Source organism: Nostoc sp. 'Peltigera membranacea cyanobiont' 213 (assembly GCF_002245975.1).
In the GTDB taxonomy this organism is placed as follows: Bacteria; Cyanobacteriota; Cyanobacteriia; order Cyanobacteriales; family Nostocaceae; genus Nostoc.
Window position 1 is genome coordinate 1 of the sequence record NZ_NOLI01000095.1, and the last position, 17551, is coordinate 17551.

Annotated in this window: 17 protein-coding genes; 15 read left to right on the plus strand and 2 right to left on the minus strand. The window is 39.4% G+C overall.

What is annotated here, in order from left to right; translation table 11 throughout:
* Positions 1–71 precede the first annotated feature (71 nt).
* The 8 genes from CDG77_RS22740 (at position 72) to CDG77_RS22770 (ending at position 7011) form a co-directional block, all read left to right on the plus strand.
* Positions 72–1550: a DNA phosphorothioation system restriction enzyme gene (locus CDG77_RS22740; protein ID WP_094331640.1), complete on the plus strand. Its 1479-nt coding sequence runs from the start codon at positions 72–74 to the stop codon at positions 1548–1550.
* A gap of 304 nt (positions 1551–1854) precedes the next feature.
* Positions 1855–2028: a hypothetical protein gene (locus CDG77_RS36750; protein WP_180277607.1), complete on the plus strand. Its 174-nt coding sequence runs from the start codon at positions 1855–1857 to the stop codon at positions 2026–2028.
* Positions 2025–4097 carry an AAA family ATPase gene (locus tag CDG77_RS22745; RefSeq protein ID WP_094331641.1) on the plus strand — a complete coding sequence of 691 codons (2073 nt, stop codon included), beginning with the start codon at positions 2025–2027 and terminating at the stop codon, positions 4095–4097. Before CDG77_RS36750 ends, CDG77_RS22745 begins: the two co-directional genes overlap by 4 nt.
* A 61-nt stretch (positions 4098–4158) precedes the next feature.
* On the plus strand, positions 4159–4728 hold the full coding sequence (locus CDG77_RS22750) for a Uma2 family endonuclease (RefSeq protein ID WP_094331642.1): 570 nt from the start codon (positions 4159–4161) through the stop codon (positions 4726–4728).
* Positions 4729–4787: 59 nt separating this feature from the next.
* A complete protein-coding gene (locus tag CDG77_RS22755; RefSeq protein WP_094331643.1) occupies positions 4788–5024 on the plus strand; it encodes a hypothetical protein in 237 nt (78 codons plus the stop codon).
* A complete protein-coding gene (locus CDG77_RS22760) occupies positions 5021–5287 on the plus strand; it encodes a type II toxin-antitoxin system RelE family toxin (RefSeq protein WP_094331644.1) in 267 nt (88 codons plus the stop codon). Before CDG77_RS22755 ends, CDG77_RS22760 begins: the two co-directional genes overlap by 4 nt.
* Positions 5288–5567: 280 nt before the next feature.
* Positions 5568–6038: a DNA phosphorothioation-associated protein 4 gene (locus tag CDG77_RS22765; protein WP_094331645.1), complete on the plus strand. Its 471-nt coding sequence runs from the start codon at positions 5568–5570 to the stop codon at positions 6036–6038.
* A 31-nt stretch (positions 6039–6069) separates the two neighbouring features.
* A complete protein-coding gene (locus CDG77_RS22770) occupies positions 6070–7011 on the plus strand; it encodes an HNH endonuclease (protein WP_094331646.1) in 942 nt (313 codons plus the stop codon).
* Here the strand turns inward: CDG77_RS22770 and CDG77_RS22775 are convergent, their stop codons facing one another.
* Complete coding sequence (locus CDG77_RS22775) at positions 7012–8610, minus strand: DGQHR domain-containing protein (RefSeq protein ID WP_094331647.1); 1599 nt, start codon at positions 8608–8610, stop codon at positions 7012–7014.
* Between the two features lie 180 nt (positions 8611–8790).
* Between CDG77_RS22775 and dndC the strand changes: the two genes are divergently transcribed.
* The 3 genes from dndC (at position 8791) to dndD (ending at position 13314) form a co-directional block, all read left to right on the plus strand.
* Entirely contained in the window at positions 8791–10440 is a 1650-nt protein-coding gene (dndC, locus tag CDG77_RS22780; protein WP_094331665.1) for a DNA phosphorothioation system sulfurtransferase DndC, read from the plus strand.
* 75 nt (positions 10441–10515) lie between these two features.
* Positions 10516–11136, plus strand: coding sequence for a Uma2 family endonuclease (locus CDG77_RS22785; RefSeq protein WP_094331648.1), 621 nt, complete (start codon positions 10516–10518; stop codon positions 11134–11136).
* Between the two features lie 192 nt (positions 11137–11328).
* Positions 11329–13314: a DNA sulfur modification protein DndD gene (gene dndD, locus CDG77_RS22790; protein WP_094331649.1), complete on the plus strand. Its 1986-nt coding sequence runs from the start codon at positions 11329–11331 to the stop codon at positions 13312–13314.
* Positions 13315–13342: 28 nt separating this feature from the next.
* Here the strand turns inward: dndD and CDG77_RS22795 are convergent, their stop codons facing one another.
* The gene (locus tag CDG77_RS22795) at positions 13343–13699 is read right to left on the minus strand and encodes a four helix bundle protein (RefSeq protein WP_094331650.1); all 357 of its coding nucleotides are present in this window, start codon (positions 13697–13699) and stop codon (positions 13343–13345) included.
* A gap of 104 nt (positions 13700–13803) precedes the next feature.
* On the opposite strand from CDG77_RS22795, the gene dndE reads away from it, so the two are divergent.
* The 4 genes from dndE (at position 13804) to CDG77_RS22815 (ending at position 17543) form a co-directional block, all read left to right on the plus strand.
* Positions 13804–14190: a DNA sulfur modification protein DndE gene (gene dndE / locus CDG77_RS22800; RefSeq protein WP_094331651.1), complete on the plus strand. Its 387-nt coding sequence runs from the start codon at positions 13804–13806 to the stop codon at positions 14188–14190.
* Positions 14191–14253: 63 nt separating this feature from the next.
* Positions 14254–15711, plus strand: a complete 1458-nt coding sequence (locus tag CDG77_RS22805) for a DNA phosphorothioation-associated putative methyltransferase (protein ID WP_094331652.1) — start codon at positions 14254–14256, stop codon at positions 15709–15711.
* Positions 15712–15855: 144 nt separating this feature from the next.
* Positions 15856–17157 carry an AmpG family muropeptide MFS transporter gene (locus CDG77_RS22810; protein ID WP_094331653.1) on the plus strand — a complete coding sequence of 434 codons (1302 nt, stop codon included), beginning with the start codon at positions 15856–15858 and terminating at the stop codon, positions 17155–17157.
* Positions 17142–17543, plus strand: a complete 402-nt coding sequence (locus tag CDG77_RS22815; protein WP_094331654.1) for an ABC transporter permease — start codon at positions 17142–17144, stop codon at positions 17541–17543. The genes CDG77_RS22810 and CDG77_RS22815 overlap by 16 nt, the downstream gene beginning before the upstream one ends.
* Positions 17544–17551 lie beyond the last annotated feature (8 nt).

The window sequence follows — 17551 nt, forward strand, 5'->3', positions numbered from 1 at the left end:
GGATTGGGGATTGGGGATTGGGAAAGATAAGTACTAATGACCAATGACCAATGACTAATGACTAAATGAATATGTACCTGACGAAAAATTCAGTGCAGCAACTGCCCACTTTCCGGTTGAAATTACCGTTTGCAAGGGAAAGTAAGGGCAGTTATTACACGCAACCATTACCAGGATGCCCAAGAATGCCTGTGTCTCTGCAATTGCGGGAATATCAGCGCCAAGCGATCGCTAGCTGGTTTACCAACAATGGCAGAGGGACGCTGAAAATGGCTACTGGTAGTGGTAAAACAATTACCGCATTAGCGATCGCTTGTGAATTATATCAGCAGATTAATTTACAAGTTTTGGTGGTGGTGTGTCCCTACCGCCATCTCGTTACCCAATGGGCGCGAGAATGTGAAAAATTTAATTTGCAACCCATTTTAGCCTTTGAGAATTTACGCACTTGGCAAAGTCAACTTTCTACCCAAATTTATAATCTGCGTTCTGGTTCTCAACGGTTTGTGACTGTCATAACTACGAACTCCACTTTAATTGGAGATGGGTTTCAGTCTCAACTCAAATATTTTCCCGCCAAAACTTTAATTATTGGGGATGAGGCGCATAATTTAGGCGCACCCAAGTTAGAGGAAAGTTTGCCGCGCAGTGTGGGGTTGAGACTGGCTTTATCTGCTACACCGGAAAGATATTTTGATGATTTTGGTACGCAATCTCTATTTGATTATTTTGGCCCAGTTCTCCAGCCAGAGTTTACTTTGAGGGATGCGATCGCTCAAGGTGCTTTGGTACATTATTTGTATTATCCGGTGCTGGTGGAGTTAACTGAAGCAGAAAGTATTGCCTATTTAAAGTTAACTAAAAGAATTGGGCGATCGCTATTATATAGAGAACGAGGAAATGGAGAATCAGGAAACTTTGAAGACAATGAAGATTTAAAACCGTTGTTGATGCAAAGAGCAAGATTAATTGGTGCGGCGGAAAATAAATTAACCGCTTTGCATGAATTAATGACAACTCGCCGCGAAACTACTCACACTCTTTTTTATTGCAGTGATGGTTCACAGGATGCGGGACAACGTTCATCGCTACGCCAACTTAAAGCTGTTGCTAAAATTCTGGGAGTAGATTTAGGTTACAAGGTTAGCACCTATACGGCTCAAACAACTTTACAAGAAAGGGAAGTATTGCGCCATCAATTTGAAAGCGGAGAGTTGCAGGGTTTAGTCGCAATTCGTTGTTTAGATGAAGGTGTTGATATTCCGGCAATTCAAACTGCGGTAATTTTATCAAGTTCTGGAAATCCTCGCCAGTTTATTCAACGAAGAGGGCGAGTTTTACGTCCTCATCCGGGTAAGGAACGCGCGACAATATTTGACATGATTGTTTTGCCGCCAGATTTGGATAGAGACACTATCGAAGTTGAGCGTAATTTGCTGAAAAAGGAATTACGGCGTTTTGTAGAGTTTGCGGATTTGGCTGATAACGCAGGTGTTGCAAGAATGAAGTTACTTGATTTACAAAAACGATATGGTTTATTAGATATTTGATGATGAACCAGAAAATAGTTGTATTTTTTTATAAAATTTTTCGAGTTTTGAAAAAAGAAGCATTAAGTATGAAATAATAAAAGTATGGATTTGATAATAATGGGATGTAAGCCGCTTTAAAAATTTCACTTACATCCTATTATCATCTAGATTACTTAATATAATAACAGAAAAGAATTAAAGAATAAAGTGTTTTTTCAAAAAAAATTAGGATTTTAAAGATAACGCTAATAGTGGGTTTACGGAGGCTATTTTAGCAGTAGAGAAAGTTAAAATGTAGAAAAACTATATTTAAAAATCCGATATGTCACAAGAGGCGAATATCGATGATGTGCAGGAGCCAATAACTAGCGCACCGCCGGAAGTACGGCAAATTATTGAGCGGGTATGGAAGCTGGAAAAAGGCAGGCTAGATAAGAAGATTAACAGCCATATAAATGATAATATTTTGGACATTATTAAGGAAGAGGTGCGATGAAGCTGACTTCAATCAAGCTCTGCAACTTTCGCTCCTTTTATGGTACGACACCAGAGATGATCCTGGCTGGGGGAGATGCTCAGAACACGACAATTATTCATGGCAATAATGGCTCTGGAAAAACTAGCTTGTTGAATGCCTTTACGTGGGTATTGTATGATAAATTTAGTGCAGCGTTCGCATCGATAGAGCAGTTAGTGAATAAGCGTGCGATCGCAGAAACTCAAAAAGGTCAAGCTGTAGAATGTTGGGTAGAGATTGGCTGGGAACATGAAGGTAAACGCTATCGAGTTAAACGCGCCTGTCGGGGTTATAAAAACGAAGGTGATTTTGACGCTGGTAAAACTCAATTAACCATGTGGGTTGGTGCGGATGATGGTAAATGGAATATTCCAATTCAGCAACCAGACGATATAATTAATCAAATTTTACCCGCAACTTTACATCAATATTTTTTCTTTGACGGCGAACGAATTGAAGAAATCGTTCGTTCTGACAAAAAAGCTGAAATTGCTGAAGCTACAAAAATCTTCTTAGGTGTGGAGGTAATCAATCGTTCTATCAGACATTTGGGAGATGCTAAAAAAACTCTAGAAAATGATTTGAAAGCGATTGGTGATTCTGAAACTAAACAGTTATTACGACAGCAAGAAAAAATAGAACGCGAACGTGAACGCATTACCAAACGGCAAACTGAAATTAAAGAAGAGTTAGAATATCAACAAACTTTTAAAAAAGAGACAAGTAACCGTTTGCGAGAATTGAGTGCTGCTAAGGAATTGCAAGAAAGATGGCAGGATTTAGAATCGCAGAAAGCGGCGAATCAAGAAGAATATAAAAAAACGAAGGAAGCGCTGAAAAAAGTTATTTCCGCGCGGGGTTATACAGTTTTACTCTCAGAAACTACATCGCAGTTTCGAGGAATTATCAATGATTTAAAGCAGCGCGGTGAATTAACATCAGGAATTTCGCGGGAATTTGTGAATGATTTACTCAATTCTCAACGCTGTATTTGTGGCGCAGAATTACACGAGGGTAATCATTCTCACACTCATGTGAGTACCTGGTTAAATAAAGCCGGTTCTTCGGCGGTAGAAGAAACTGCAATTCGGATGAGCGCACAAGTAGATGAAATTGATAAGCAAGCGACAGGATTTTGGGAAGAAGTTGACAGAGAACAAACTAGGATTAATCAGTTAAGGCAAAGTATATCTCAAATTGAAGGCGATTTAGACAATATTCAAGAACGGTTACGAAAAGATGCTAATGAAGAAATTAGCAGTTTGCAAAAACGTTTAGATGAAATTGAAAGTAAAATTGATGAATTAAATCGAGAACAGGGTGCAAATCAGCAGCAAATTGCTCAACTCACAACTGAAATTGAAGGTTTAAATAAACAAATCGCCAAACAAAAGCTGAATGAAGATAAGCAAACTTTAGCACAGCGACGAATTAACGCTACTCAAGATGCAATCGAACGGTTAACGGAAGTTAGAAATCGTCAAGAACAACAATTTCGTCTGCAATTAGAAAAGCGAGTGCAAGAGATATTTACAGAGATTTCTGTAACTCCATACATTCCTAAAATTAGTGATAAATATGAACTGACATTAGTAGAAAATACTACAGGTGTAGAAGCACTTGTTGCAGCTTCTACTGGAGAGAATCAAATTCTCAGTTTATCCTTTATTGCCAGCATTATTGACAAAGTACGGGAATGGAGTGAGAAGCGGAAAATGATGATGATTCCTGATAGTAGTACTTTCCCAATTGTCATGGATTCGCCGTTTGGTAGTTTAGATGAAAGTTCGCGGCGACACATTGCGAAGACAATTCCCCAATTGGCGAATCAGTTGATAGTCTTAGTAACTAAGACTCAATGGCGGGGTGAAGTAGAAGCGGAAATGACAGAGAGAATTGGGAGAGAATATGTGCTTACGTATTATTCTTCTAAACCGGATTGCGAACAAGATTATATTGAGTTGGGTGGGGAAAGATATCCTTTGGTGAAACAAAGTCCGAATGAGTTTGAATATACGGAAATTATCGCGGTTGAACGAGATGGGTAATTACTCACGGAGAGGCGCAGAGGTTTTTTAGTTACAGTTGAGAAAAGGTAGAAATGAGGTGATGGTGGCGAATCCAGACAGAAATTATATGTCTCCACAGGAATATCTGGAATGGGAAGAACGCCAAGAAATTAAATACGAATATATTGATGGTGAAGTTTTCGCTATGACTGGGGGTACTATTCCTCACAATAGCATTGCTTTAAATTTGGCTTCAGCATTAAAAAGCCACTGTCGAGGAGGTTCATATCGTGTCAATATGGCAGGTGCAAAAGTAGGTGTATCTGAAAATGTGGCTTTTCATTATCCCGATGTTGTGGTGAGTTGCGATGAACGGGATAAACAAGCTATTCAATTTCTCCAATATCCTTGTTTAATTGTTGAAGTTCTATCCCCAAGTACGGAAGCTTACGATAGAGGTAAAAAATTTACGCGGTATCGTCGCATTCAGACTTTGCAAGAATACGTCCTCATCGATGCTGAAAAAATTGGTTTAGATTGTTTTCGGTTAAATGATAGAGGACTTTGGGAGTTACATCCTTATGAAGCAGGGGATGAAGTTCATCTAACTAGTGTTGATTTTCACTTTCCTATTTCCTTGGTTTATGAGGATGTTCAGTTTCCAACTTGAGTTTATGGGAAACTAGAGACAATGGCAGAAAAAGTAAACCCACGCTCGGATGATTAAAAATGATAGCAGATGAAAGAGAACAGTTAATTAAAGATATCAACGTACTGCTACATCAAGCTTATGACAGTACTTTAGTTGAAATTCACGCACTATTAAAAAAAATCGATGATGTAGATGATGAAGAAGACTTAAAAGCCATTAAAGAAGCTAGGGAAGATATACGCATTAATGGCACTGTATCTTGGGATGAAATTCAAAACGAAATAAGAAACGAAATAAGCAAGGATGTTGCGTGAGTTACGAAGTTAAATTTTCAAGGGGTGCGAAAAAGCAGTTTAGAAAACTACCTATAGACGTACAACAACGCATACAAACTAAAATCAATGACTTGGCAATAGAACCGCGTCCAAACGGGGTCAAAAAATTACAAGGTGATGATAATTCATATCGTGTTCGAGTAGGAGATTATCGAGTGGTTTATGAAGTAGATGATGATGTTTTGATAATAACTGTAATTAAAGTAGGACATCGTAGCGGGATTTATAAAGATGAAAGTTAGCAGAGTCGGGAATATGGTGCTACTAATCCTGATGAACCGCAAGTGTATCGACGTGGTGAGGTAGCTGAAGCTGAACCCGCAGTGCCAGGATGGACTATGTTAGTGGATAATTTGCTTGTTTAGCGATCGCCCACACACTATCATAAAATAATACCTTGCAAAGTGCGTAAACGTAGCGATCGCCCACATACTATCATAAAATAATACCTTGGCAATTGCGTAAACGTAGCGATCGCTTTTAGCTGTCGGTTAACATGGCAACAATGTAAATATTAATATCATGGCTGCAAATAGAATCAGGGTTGCTAAAGATAAGGCTGAGTTAGTGAAATCTCTAGTAGCATCAAAAGACACAACTGGGCCTTTTCAGACTTATGTAGAAGTAATGGTGTTTGCAGCAGCTTTAGGCGTTAAATATAAAAAGTGCGTTCCTTTGGGAGAAACCACAAAACGAGAACCATCTCCAATTCCACAAGAAAATTTTGCTTCATTAGGATATGACCTAATCATTAAATTATTAGGAATTACTGAAACTAAAGATATTAACATTCTTTCATCTAGAGAAGAACAAGATGAAGATAAACGTACTCAAATATTTGAAGAATATGCTAATGGAGGATTAGAAATTTTACAAAACGAGTTGCGAGGTTCTGTTGACTACTCAGAGCGACTTTTATTAGTTCTGATTTATGAAAGAGGGACAAAAGAACAGTTAGAAGAAGAATTTGACCTGAGTAAATTTTTAAACTGATTTTTTTACTTGCTTAATTAAGTTATTAAATATGAAAAATATAGCTTATTACTGTCAACGCTTTGCTGAATTAAATGTGAGCATTAGCCGAAAGCGTGGTAATGCTCAATATAAACCAATCCTACTTTTATCTGTAATTGATTTGATTGCGCGAGGTATTATTACTACGAATGAAATTCCCGTTTCCGACGAACTAATTCAAACATTTGAGAGGTATTGGAATGTAATTGGTTCTCCGTCTTACAAAGGTGGTTTACACTATCCTTTTTTACATCTCCAAAATGAGTGCTTTTGGTATTTAAAATTTAAGCCTGAATTTAATGGGTTACAGCCAAAAACGATTAACAAACTAAAAGAGGCTGTTGAATACGCATATCTCGACAATGAACTATTTCAATTTTTAGAAGATGAATTTTCTAGAAAAGAACTAATTGACGCGCTTGTTGCAGCTTTCTTTTCTGATAATGAAAATGATATAGAAGCGATTTTACAAATAAATCAAGCTTTTCAAGATGACCCCATAGAGATAGAAAAATTAGTTGAAACAGAAAATTTAGATGCTAATCCCAGATGGAGGTGGAAACGAGCAGTTATTAGGAATGCTTTTTTTAGGACAGCAATTATACATATTTATGATTACAGGTGTGCCTTTTGCGGACTCAAAGTAACTAAAAAAGCAAATCAAAATATTGTGGATGGCGCACACATTAAGCCATTTTCACAGTTTTATGATAGCAAAATTAATAATGGAATTGCTCTTTGCAAAAATCATCATTGGGCATTTGATAGGGGTTGGTTTGCTGTAGATGAGCAATACAAAATCATAATTAGTGATGATTTGGAAGAAGTATCTCTCCATGCTAAACCTATGAAAGATTTTCATGGTGAAACAATACTTCTACCAAATACAGAGCAACACTTTCCAGAACTGGAAGCACTACAATGGCATCGCCAAAATATATTTCAAGCATAATTACAGGAGAGGTGGAAGTCCTACCGCTTTCGGTTCAACAAGCTTGCCATCAAAACTTATAGTTTTATCTTCCACAGTCCTAGCATCAGCTAAAGCCTTACGAAGTTCAGCACGTTCCATCTGTTCTTGAATTCCACCCAAAATATAAACCAATAACTTCGCCGCTAAATCTCGTCCAGCAACCTGTACTCGCTTTTTATTTGGGTCATACAAAACCCCATACCAGAGAGATTGGGGATATTCCATACCACTAAAGCCGCCTTGCTGGTCAAACTTCCGCAACTTCTTAAAAATATCTGCTAAGGTAAAACCTTTTTTAAATACTAAAATTCCCAAAGCTTGCGCCAATGCAACTTGAGCAACCGGACGGAAAAGCATATTTCCTTCACCTCCATCCTTCTCAAAGCTGAACCGCCGTAAACTTAGTGTATTTTCGTGTTCTAAAATCTTATAACTGGGAAGACTGGCCAAATTATCAAATAGCTTGCTAAATTCCTGAATCCCCTGCTCAAGTTCTTCATCCTCTGGACGCATGGGAATTAGACCTTTCTCCAAGGGTTTCCAGTGGGGGAACTTTTGACCCAAATATCGCTCAGACATATCTTGCAGAGCTTGTAAAGTGGTTAAAACTGTAGAATTGGAAGCCACCGTTGCACTATTCCAATTGACGCGGGGATTGCGTTCTTGTTGTTGTTCTAATAGTGGATGTGTAACTGCAATTTTTCTAGCAACGATCGCAAAACCATCATCTTCATTCAACTGTGTTAGTTGCCCTTTAGTCAATGGTGCGGCCATCAGGTTGACATGAACAAAAATCGACCTTACCCTCCGCCTCGCCTGGGTGCGAGTTTCCCCAGCCGCTACCGCACAGATAAACTCAATACCAATTTTTTCCTTGGGTAAATTTTGCAAGTAAGCAAGGTCTACTTGGTACTTTTCTATCAAATCATTGACTGTAATAAAACTGTCATCAGCACCTTTATCTTTTTTATAGCGCTGGAGTTTACGAGTTTTGATTAACTCCATCAATCCTTGAACCCCCATCAGTCGATGTTGTCCATCTAGCGCATAAATAGTTACATCATCCTCAGAAATATTTAGCAGACCTACCTTACTGTCTTTATCTAGAGGTATAAAATCAGTCGTAGACTTTGTAGCGCGTCCATCGCTATCCCACTCAGCAGCTTTGGGATTATCCACCCACGGTTGATTAATCACCACCAGCACCGGCGGAAACTTATGATTGTCTCTAGCCGCTAAATACTGAACTAGCGGTGCTTGACGTGACCAATCAAGGGGACGTTGCTGAATTTCATCAATACTATCTGCGTCAATCTCGACATTATCAGTTTCAGGATTGTACTTTTTCTGAAACAGAGGTAAGCCAGAGGCGAAGTGAACCCGACCTGCGAACCATTCCAAGGTAACAGAGCTAACATAAGCCTCAGTACCACCCATCTCGGTTTTTTGAACGAGAATCTGATCTTTTCTTCCTAAAAACTTCTCTAGAAGTAAAGCTAGTACCTGTTTTTCCTTGTTTTCCCGTTCCAGGTATTCTCTAGCGATGTCAGCAGTTGGGTCAGATGCACTATCTTTCATGTTAAATTTTAAAAACAGAATAGGATTATGTCGTTTAATTATCTAAAAAATTAGATATTAGTAGTAAAGTTTTTAAAAACTTTTCTTCAACCCACAGAAGTGGGCTTTGTATATGTAGACGCGAATTCTATTCGCCCTATTTACCCCGATATTACGCCAGGTTTCCAGAGAGAAGGAGAAATGACTACAGCACAACAAGCAGAAAATAAAGGTCAGCAAACACGTACTGTAGCAGAGTTAGTGGACTACATCCAAGCTCTCACCACTGAAATTCAAGAATTGTATTGTTTAGACCAGATACCTTGGGTAGTAGGCTATTCCGGTGGTAAAGATAGTACTGCCACTTTACAGCTTATCTGGAATGCGATCGCAGCACTACCAGTTGAAAAGCGAAAAAAGATTATTCATGTTATTACAACTGACACACTAGTAGAAAACCCTGTAGTCTCTGTTTGGGTACGCAAATCCTTAGAAAGGATGAAGGTTGCTGCTCAAGAACAGAAAATGCCCATTGAACCCCATTTATTACACCCAGAAATCAAAGAGACATTCTGGGTAAGCTTGATTGGTAAAGGTTATCCAACGCCACGAGGAAAATTCCGTTGGTGTACAGACCGTTTGAAAATTCATCCTTCTAACCACTTTATTCGTGATGTAGTTAGAGTAAATGGGGAAGTTATTCTTGTTTTAGGTACGCGCAAGGCTGAAAGTATCAAGCGTGCTATCTCAATGGAGAAACATCAAGCAGGTAGCCTAAAAGACCGCCTCGTTTCTGATACAAGTTCACCGACATCTCTGCTTTATCATAGTGCAAGCTTGCCTAATTCTTTAATTTATAGCCCTATCGAAGATTGGCGTACTGATGAAGTTTGGATTTACCTAAATCAGTGGCAAAATCCTTGGGAATATAGCAATAAAGACTTGTTCACCATGTATCGAGGTGCTACAGCAGATAATGAATGTCCTTTAGTTGTTGATACTTCTACTGCTAGCTGTGGTGATTCTCGATTTGGCTGTTGGGTTTGCACAATTGTTAGTAAGGATAAATCGATGGAGGCAATGATTCAAAATGATGAAGAGAAAGAATGGATGCAGCCTCTATTAGATATTCGCAATGAATTAGATAATAGAGATGACCGCGATAAAAGAGATTTCCGTCGCATCTGGGGAGAAGTCCAACTTTTTGAACGTCATGTCGATGGTGAAGTCTCTATTGAACCAATTCATGGCCCTTATACTAAATATTGGCGAGAACATTGGCTTAGACGATTATTAGAAGCGCAAACAAAAACCCGTCGAACAGCGCCAGAAAATATGCGCGACATCACCCTCATTACTCTAGAAGAAATGAGCGAAATCCGCCGCATTTGGCTAGAAGAAAAACACGAATTTGATGATAGCTTACCCCGGATTTATCAAGAAGTGACTGGCGAAGAATTTCAAGACCCCCGTCCTGGTGCTGACTATAGCCTACTAGGCCGTGATGAATGGATAGTATTAGAAGAAATCTGTGAAGGTGACGCGATGCACTTGGAACTCATGGCGAAATTGTTAGACACAGAACGCCAGTATCGCAAAAAGACTCGTCGCGTGGGAATATACGATACTTTAGAAAAATGCTTTAATACGAGTTCCCGTTCTCCAGAAGATGCGATTAAAAATGCTCGTTTGAAACGCGAATTAAGCGAAGCAGTTAGTCAAGGTGATGTTGCAAAAGTTAAGCAGATGACTTTGGGCGATGTTGCAGCAATCAATGAAATAGATGAAGGTGAAAGCAATGAAGAAGTAACTTGGGCAAGTATGAAATTTAAAAAGGAAAACTCAGAATAATAGAAGACGGGAGTCAACCAAACTACTTAAAGAACGCTTGACAAAGTTGGGTTATCTTAAAACAAGCGAGGTTATATGATTCAAGCCATACACAAATTAGTAACTTTTGAAGATTTTGCAGCTTGGCGGCCTGAAGGTGGGAGATACGAATTACATGATGGCGTGATTGTTGAAATGGCACAACCAGTGGGAGATTATGAGGATGTTGTTGGTTTTTTGGCGCTAAATATATCTATCGAAATTGGGCGACAAAAACTTCCTTACTTCATTCCAAAAACTGTATTAGTCAAGCCATCTGAAAGTGAATCAGCCTATTCACCAGACATCTTAATAATCAATCGACCAAATTTAGTGAATGAGCCTTTATGGAAAAAAGAATCAACTGTATCTCAAGCTATATCTATTCCCTTAGTTATTGAAGTTGTTAGTACTAATTGGCGAGATGATTACTACAAAAAATTAGCTGATTATGAAGGTATAGGTATTCCCGAATATTGGATTATAGATTACGCGGCTATAGGTGCTAGGAAGTTTATTGGCAATCCTAAGCTGCCTACTATATCCATTTATCAATTAATTGATGGTGAGTACCAAGTTACTCAATTTAAAGGCGATACCCATATTGTCTCGCCTACTTTCCCAGAATTGAATTTAACCGCCGAACAGGTTTTTCAAGCTGGAGGTGTGCAAATCTAGCCACACTTACCAACACCGAGACAGATACAATCGCATTTCTTAACAGTTAGTGATGGTATTATCTATATTTCATAGACAATATTTTTATCAATGCGTCAGACAAAACCATCTAATTAATTTTATCTGATTCCTTTCATCACAAGCTTTCTGCTTCTGCGATCGCGGTCGAACTCATGTTAATCTTAAAAATCAATGATATTTCTTGAACTCGTTCTACAAAACTTTGGCCCCTACAGTGGAAAACAGGTAATCAACCTTAACCCAAAAATTGATGAGGAAAACTCACACCCAATTATCCTCTTAGGTGGGATGAATGGCGGCGGAAAAACTACCCTTATGGATGCCATTCGTCTCGCCCTTTATGGCGCTCGTGCCCAATGTTCTACCCGTGGTAATTTAAGTTATAGCGATTTTCTCAATCAATGTGTTAACAACAAAATAGATCCAGTTGCAGACACGCGGATTGAATTACTTTTTGAACATATTGAAAACGATAAGCCAATAAAATACCGTGTTGTGCGTAGCTGGACAAAAAATCCTAAAGATGGCAAAGATACATTAGGTATTTTAGGTGACAGTGATACCTGGCCTGATGCTTTAGTTAATATATGGGATGAATATATTGAAAATCTCCTACCATTAGGGATTTCTAACTTATTTCTTTTTGATGGTGAACAAGTTAAAGAACTCGCAGAACAAGAAACACCACCACCAGTTGTAGTAGACGCAATACGCGGACTTTTAGGGCTAGAGTTAGCAGATCGTTTAGCAGTTGATTTAGATATCTTAGTTAACCGTAAACTTAAAGAAGTTGGTAATAGTAAGGATTTAGCAAACCTAGAGGAAATTGAAACTAGGTTAACCCAACAGCAAGAAGATTATCAAACCACAGAAGAGAAAGTAGAAATTCTCAAAAATCAGGTAGAAGAATTAGAACAAAAGCAGCAAGAAGCCTTTGATAAATTCATTTCTGAAGGTGGGAAGATTGCAGCAGAACGCAATCAACTAGAACTACAACAGAATACAAAAACTGCGGAAATCGAACAAGTACGTCAGTCGATGTGTGAATTAGCAGCTGATGTTTTACCTCTGGCATTAATTCCCAATTTGCTTAATCAGGCGCAAGCACAGGGCGAAAAAGAATTTCGCCATCAACAGATACAAATTTCTAAAGATTTGTTAATTGAGCGAGATCAGCGTTTACTCACTTGGCTAAATCAAGTCGAAATTTCCCCGATAGAAGTTGAAAAAATCCAATCATTTTTAATCCAAGATGTGGATAGTCTATACGCAAAAACTATCCAGACAGAAGCACCTTGGCTATTAGCCGATGATGAAACTTTAAGTCAGCTAGATAATCTCATATATCACTTGCAAAATTCTAAACTTTCTGCAAAAGAGAAATTAGCTATTCTCAAAAATAAAGAAGAAGAAATTCATACTCTAGAAAGGCAGGTGCAAACAGCAGCAGCACCAGAAGATTATACAAAGCTGCGTCAAGCACTAGAAGCTGCACAAAATCAAGTTGTTGAAGCTAAGGCAAATTACGAAACAATCCGCCGCCGTTTAGCTGAATTAGAAACTATTATTGCCAAGTCCAAGAGAGAATTAAGTGATTATACTGTAGAAAATATTAAGCATAAAAATAGCGAACATATCATTACCTCTGCGGCTAAAGTTCAAAATACACTCAAGATTTTTCGTGAAAAATTAACTCTGCGAAAACTCAATAAACTAGAAGAGGAAGTTAAAAACTGCTTCCTTTATCTCCTCCATAAATCAGATTTAGTGCATCGCATCACCATTGATACTAAGACTTTCAGCCTTTTGCTTTATGATTTAAGTGGTAAACCTGTGCCTAAACATCGTTTATCAGCAGGTGAAAAACAACTACTGGCGATCGCATTTCTCTGGGGTTTAGCCAAAGTCTCTGGACACCGCCTACCTGTAGCAATCGATACGCCACTAGGTAGGCTAGACTCCTCTCACCGCAGTAACTTAGTTGAACGTTACTTCCCATCCGCTAGCCATCAAGTAATTTTGCTATCTACGGATACTGAGATTGGTAAGAAAGAAGTGGAAACACTGCGAGAAAACGAAGCGATCGCCCGCGAATATCTCCTCAAATACGACTCCACCACCCGCCAAACAACTATACAACAAGGCTACTTTTGGTAATTCGTAATTCGTAATTCGTAATTCGTAATTATTTACCTTTGAGTCGTTTGCTGGAAGCAACTAGAATTTTGCCAATTTCATTTGCCTCTTGGAGAAGTAGTTGAAATTTTTGTCTATCCACTAATTCGGATTCGATTAATATTTCTAACCAGTATTGTGTTTCTCTGGCTTCTTTCAAAGCAATTTCTAATTTATTGATAAAATCTCTATTAGATTGGGCAGACTGGGCTTCTCGAACATTTGCACCAATCGAAGTACCAGAACGAAGTAATTGTTTAGAGAGAATTCGATAAACTCCAGGTTTTTCATCTAAAAAGCAACAAGCTTTAACAATTCTTACCGCAAAAATTTTTGTCCAGTCAGTAATGCTACTATTAGTTACCATATTTGTCATTTAAATCATAATATCTATGTTTCCCCATCTAAAAGAAAAACTAGAATCTCAATCTAACTAAATTACGAATTACGAATTACGAATTACGAATTATTATGGAATCCCCAATCGAAAGAATTAAACTTTCCCAAACAGCCAAAGACCAACTTACCAAACTTAAGCGCAGCACCAAAATCGACCAATGGAATATCCTATGCCGTTGGGCGTTTTGTCGTTCCCTCGCAGAAGCAACCGCACCCTCCCCCGTCCCAATTCCCCAAGATAGCAACGTCGAAATGAGTTGGCGCGTTTTTGGTGGCGAAATGTCCGATATACTCCTCCTCGCCCTCAAGCAACGCTGTCACAATGACGGCTATCCCACCGACAAAGAAACCCTCGCCACCCAATTCCGCTTACATCTACATCGCGGTATTGGCTACTTAGCAGGCGATCCAAATATCAAGAAAATTGAAGATTTAATTGAACTGGCTGTTAAACCTTGAAAGAATATTAGCTGCTAACTGTCTTAATTACGAATTACGAATTACGAATTACGAATTAGTATTATGCCTGAAGCGCTAGAAATTGAGCGTCATCGAGCTGCGATCGCTCGCATTGACATATCTCGCCCTGTACGATTGGCTATAGAAGGGTCAATCCTCAATCAAGACACCACTTTTTTTGACTACGGCTGCGGCTATGGTGGTGATGTCCAGCGAGTAAAAAACTTAGGTTACACCAGCGCGGGCTGGGACCCTTACTACTATCCTGATGTACCACGCATCACTGCCGATGTAGTCAATCTGGGTTACGTCCTCAATGTCATTGAAGACTCAGAGGAACGCCGTCAAAGCCTAATCCAAGCTTGGGAACTCACCGGAAAAGTTTTAATTGTCGCGGCTCAAATCCTGATTAACGCTCCTAGTAAAACCCAACTTGCTTACAATGATGGCATTGTGACGCGCCGCAATACTTTTCAGAAATATTACGAACAACAAGAACTCAAAACTTATATTGATGAAGTCCTAAATGTCGATGCAGTACCGATCGCACTTGGCGTTTACTTTGTTTTTCGAGATGAGGCTGAAAAAGAAAGTTACAAAGCTATCCGCTTCTTTTCTAACACCTCTACACCGCGAGTCCGCATCCCTACCAAGCGGTTTGAAGACTATCAAGAACAGCTGCAACCACTCATGGCTTTCTTTACCAAGCGCGGTAGATTACCTGTAAAAGGTGAATTGGAAAATGAACCGGAATTACTGAGCGAATTTGGTAACTTCCGCCGCGCCTTTGGTGTAGTTTTGCAAGCTACTGATGAGGCTGAATGGGATGCGATCGCATATCATCGTTCTCTCGATATCCAAGTTTATCTCGCTCTGACTCACTTTGATAAACGTCCCGCATGGCAAAAGCTAGCCCCAGAAATGCGCCACGATATTAAAGCTTTTTTCAGCAGCTATGAGGAAGCTTGTCAAGTAGCCGACCAAAAACTTTTCAGCTTAGGTAAATCTGGAGTAATTCAAACTGCTTGCGAAAAAAGCAAAATAGGTAAACATACACGCGGTGCTATTTACGTCCATGTTTCGGCACTAGCAGCACTCGATCCCTTACTGCGAATTTGTGAAGGTTGTGCTAGTCGCACCATTGGGCGTGTAGATGGAGCGACATTGATCAAATATCACACTGATAAGCCGCAAATATCCTATCTGTTTTACCCTGATTTCGACACCGATCCCCATCCGGCCTTGAAAGCCAGCATCGGTATTGATTTAAAAACCCTATTTATAACTCACCGAGACTATGAAAATAGGGCAAATCCGCCGATTTTGCACCGTAAAGAAACATTTGTTACTCGCAACTACCCTGGTTACGAAGAATTTGCTAAACTCACCCAACAAGAACAGGAATTAGGATTGCTCAACGACAAAAGCGCTATCGGCACTCGTGAAGGTTGGGAAAAATGCCTCGCTGCACACGGGGTAGAAATCAGGGGGCATCAGATTTATTCAACGAAGGAAAATTAAGGAATAATCGCACTGTTAGAGCAGTGTTGATATGTATCTTAAATAAAGAAAATCTTAGCAGATTTGTGTGCTTATACGAAATTAGACAGCAGGTATGGCAAGATAACTGCAATTCAACTTAGATAACAAGGAATCTTCAATATTGTGCAAGTAAAAAAATCGCTGCTACGAATTTTTGGCAGCCAGAAGATGGGAGCTTTGTTATTTCTTGGCTTCTCATCAGGGTTGCCGTTGTATTTAACCAGTCAGACATTACAAGCCTGGTTGACCAAAGAAGGGATTGGCTTGGCAGCGATCGCCGCTTTTAGTTTAGTTAAGCTACCATATTCTTTAAAATTTCTCTGGTCGCCTTTACTAGATAGATTTGTACCGCCTTTTTTGGGGCGACGTAGAGGTTGGTTGGTAATTACACAAGTAGCATTACTGTTAAGTATAGCTGTAATGGCTCTACAACACCCATCCCAAGGGCTACAACCTTTAATTATTGCTGCTGTGGCTGTTGCTTTTTTTAGCGCCAGTCAAGACATTTTAGTTGATGCTTACCGCACCGATGTAGTGGCAGCAGAAGAAAGAGGTGCTGGGGCATCTATTTACTTGTTGGGTTATCGCATTGCCATTCTAGTAACCGGTTACGTCACCCTATTTTTGGCAGACAGAATGCCTTGGCAAGCTGTTTACTTGTTAATGTCGCTGTTGATGCTGGTAGGCGTGGTAAGTTCTATTTTTGCACCAGAACCAGTCCTGCGCGATCGCCCGCCTCAGACTTTATCCGCCGCCGTCAAATTACCCTTCATTGAATTTTTCCAGCGTCATGGCTGGCTACAAGGACTTTTAATTTTGGTATTCATTGTGATCTACAAGCTGGGAGATTCTTTACTAAAGAATGTATCCACCCCATTTTTGTTAGATAAAGGTTTACATTTTACTCAAACCGACATTGCATTTCCTGGCGCATTAGGAATTTTCGCCACTATTGTTGGTACCTTGGCAGCAGGAGCAATAATGACCAAAATTGGTGTTAATCGCTCGCTCTGGATATTTGCTATACTCCAAGCTGTCGGTAACTTGGCTTTTTTTGCGCTAGCAGTAGTCGGTAAAAATTTCTATCTAATGTTAGCTGCCGTTAATATCGAACAATTCTGTGCTGGTCTAGAAACTGCTGCTTTTGTAGCATTTTTGATGAGTCTTTGTAACCAAAGCTTTTCAGCTACACAGTACGCCTTACTTTCCAGTTTACAAGCTTTTAGTAGAGATATTGTCACGGCTCCAGCAGGTACATGGGCACAAGCCACCGGTTGGTCTACATTCTTTCTACTGACAGCAATAGCAGCTTTGCCAGGATTACTATTATTGCCATTTTTTGCCCCTTGGAATCCCAAACCAGTGGTAGTATTATCCAGACCAGGACTTGACGACGAAGAAGAGGATATATGGGGAATCAAGTAGTTATTGCTGTAGGCACATTTATTCTCTTACTGACTGGTTTATTACTTGGGTATGTTCTCTCGCAGTTAGTTCTGGGATATCTAGCATTTAATCTCCTAACTTTTTTCGGAACACTCAGCCTAATTTTAATTTTTGGTACACTTTATTACGTTTTATTTTGGCAGTTACGAAGAGATCAGTCTCGACCATCAACTATAAATCAAGGGATACCAAACCAGGTAGACGATGGTGTATCTGATAGCTATCTCAAAAACAGACTGATTGCTAAATTATCCGGTGACACTGCCGCAGCCGAAAGGTTAATTGAACAGGCAAAGGAAACTTATCCTGGAATGCCGGAAAATTGGTATTGCGAAAGAGTACTTGATGACTTGGAGCGCAGCTAATATTACTG

Excerpts from the sequence above, each read along its gene's own strand:
- CDG77_RS22775 (WP_094331647.1), bottom strand. The coding sequence starts at position 8,610 with ATGAAAGATAGTGCATCTGACCCAACTGCTGACATCGCTAGAGAATAC.
- dndC (WP_094331665.1), top strand. The coding sequence starts at position 8,791 with ATGACTACAGCACAACAAGCAGAAAATAAAGGTCAGCAAACACGTACT.
- dndD (WP_094331649.1), top strand. The coding sequence starts at position 11,329 with ATGATATTTCTTGAACTCGTTCTACAAAACTTTGGCCCCTACAGTGGA.
- CDG77_RS22750 (WP_094331642.1), top strand. The coding sequence starts at position 4,159 with ATGGTGGCGAATCCAGACAGAAATTATATGTCTCCACAGGAATATCTG.
- CDG77_RS36750 (WP_180277607.1), top strand. The coding sequence starts at position 1,855 with ATGTCACAAGAGGCGAATATCGATGATGTGCAGGAGCCAATAACTAGC.
- CDG77_RS22755 (WP_094331643.1), top strand. The coding sequence starts at position 4,788 with ATGATAGCAGATGAAAGAGAACAGTTAATTAAAGATATCAACGTACTG.
- CDG77_RS22745 (WP_094331641.1), top strand. The coding sequence starts at position 2,025 with ATGAAGCTGACTTCAATCAAGCTCTGCAACTTTCGCTCCTTTTATGGT.
- CDG77_RS22815 (WP_094331654.1), top strand. The coding sequence starts at position 17,142 with ATGGGGAATCAAGTAGTTATTGCTGTAGGCACATTTATTCTCTTACTG.
- CDG77_RS22770 (WP_094331646.1), top strand. The coding sequence starts at position 6,070 with ATGAAAAATATAGCTTATTACTGTCAACGCTTTGCTGAATTAAATGTG.
- CDG77_RS22785 (WP_094331648.1), top strand. The coding sequence starts at position 10,516 with ATGATTCAAGCCATACACAAATTAGTAACTTTTGAAGATTTTGCAGCT.
- dndE (WP_094331651.1), top strand. The coding sequence starts at position 13,804 with ATGGAATCCCCAATCGAAAGAATTAAACTTTCCCAAACAGCCAAAGAC.
- CDG77_RS22795 (WP_094331650.1), bottom strand. The coding sequence starts at position 13,699 with ATGGTAACTAATAGTAGCATTACTGACTGGACAAAAATTTTTGCGGTA.
- CDG77_RS22765 (WP_094331645.1), top strand. The coding sequence starts at position 5,568 with ATGGCTGCAAATAGAATCAGGGTTGCTAAAGATAAGGCTGAGTTAGTG.
- CDG77_RS22805 (WP_094331652.1), top strand. The coding sequence starts at position 14,254 with ATGCCTGAAGCGCTAGAAATTGAGCGTCATCGAGCTGCGATCGCTCGC.
- CDG77_RS22740 (WP_094331640.1), top strand. The coding sequence starts at position 72 with ATGTACCTGACGAAAAATTCAGTGCAGCAACTGCCCACTTTCCGGTTG.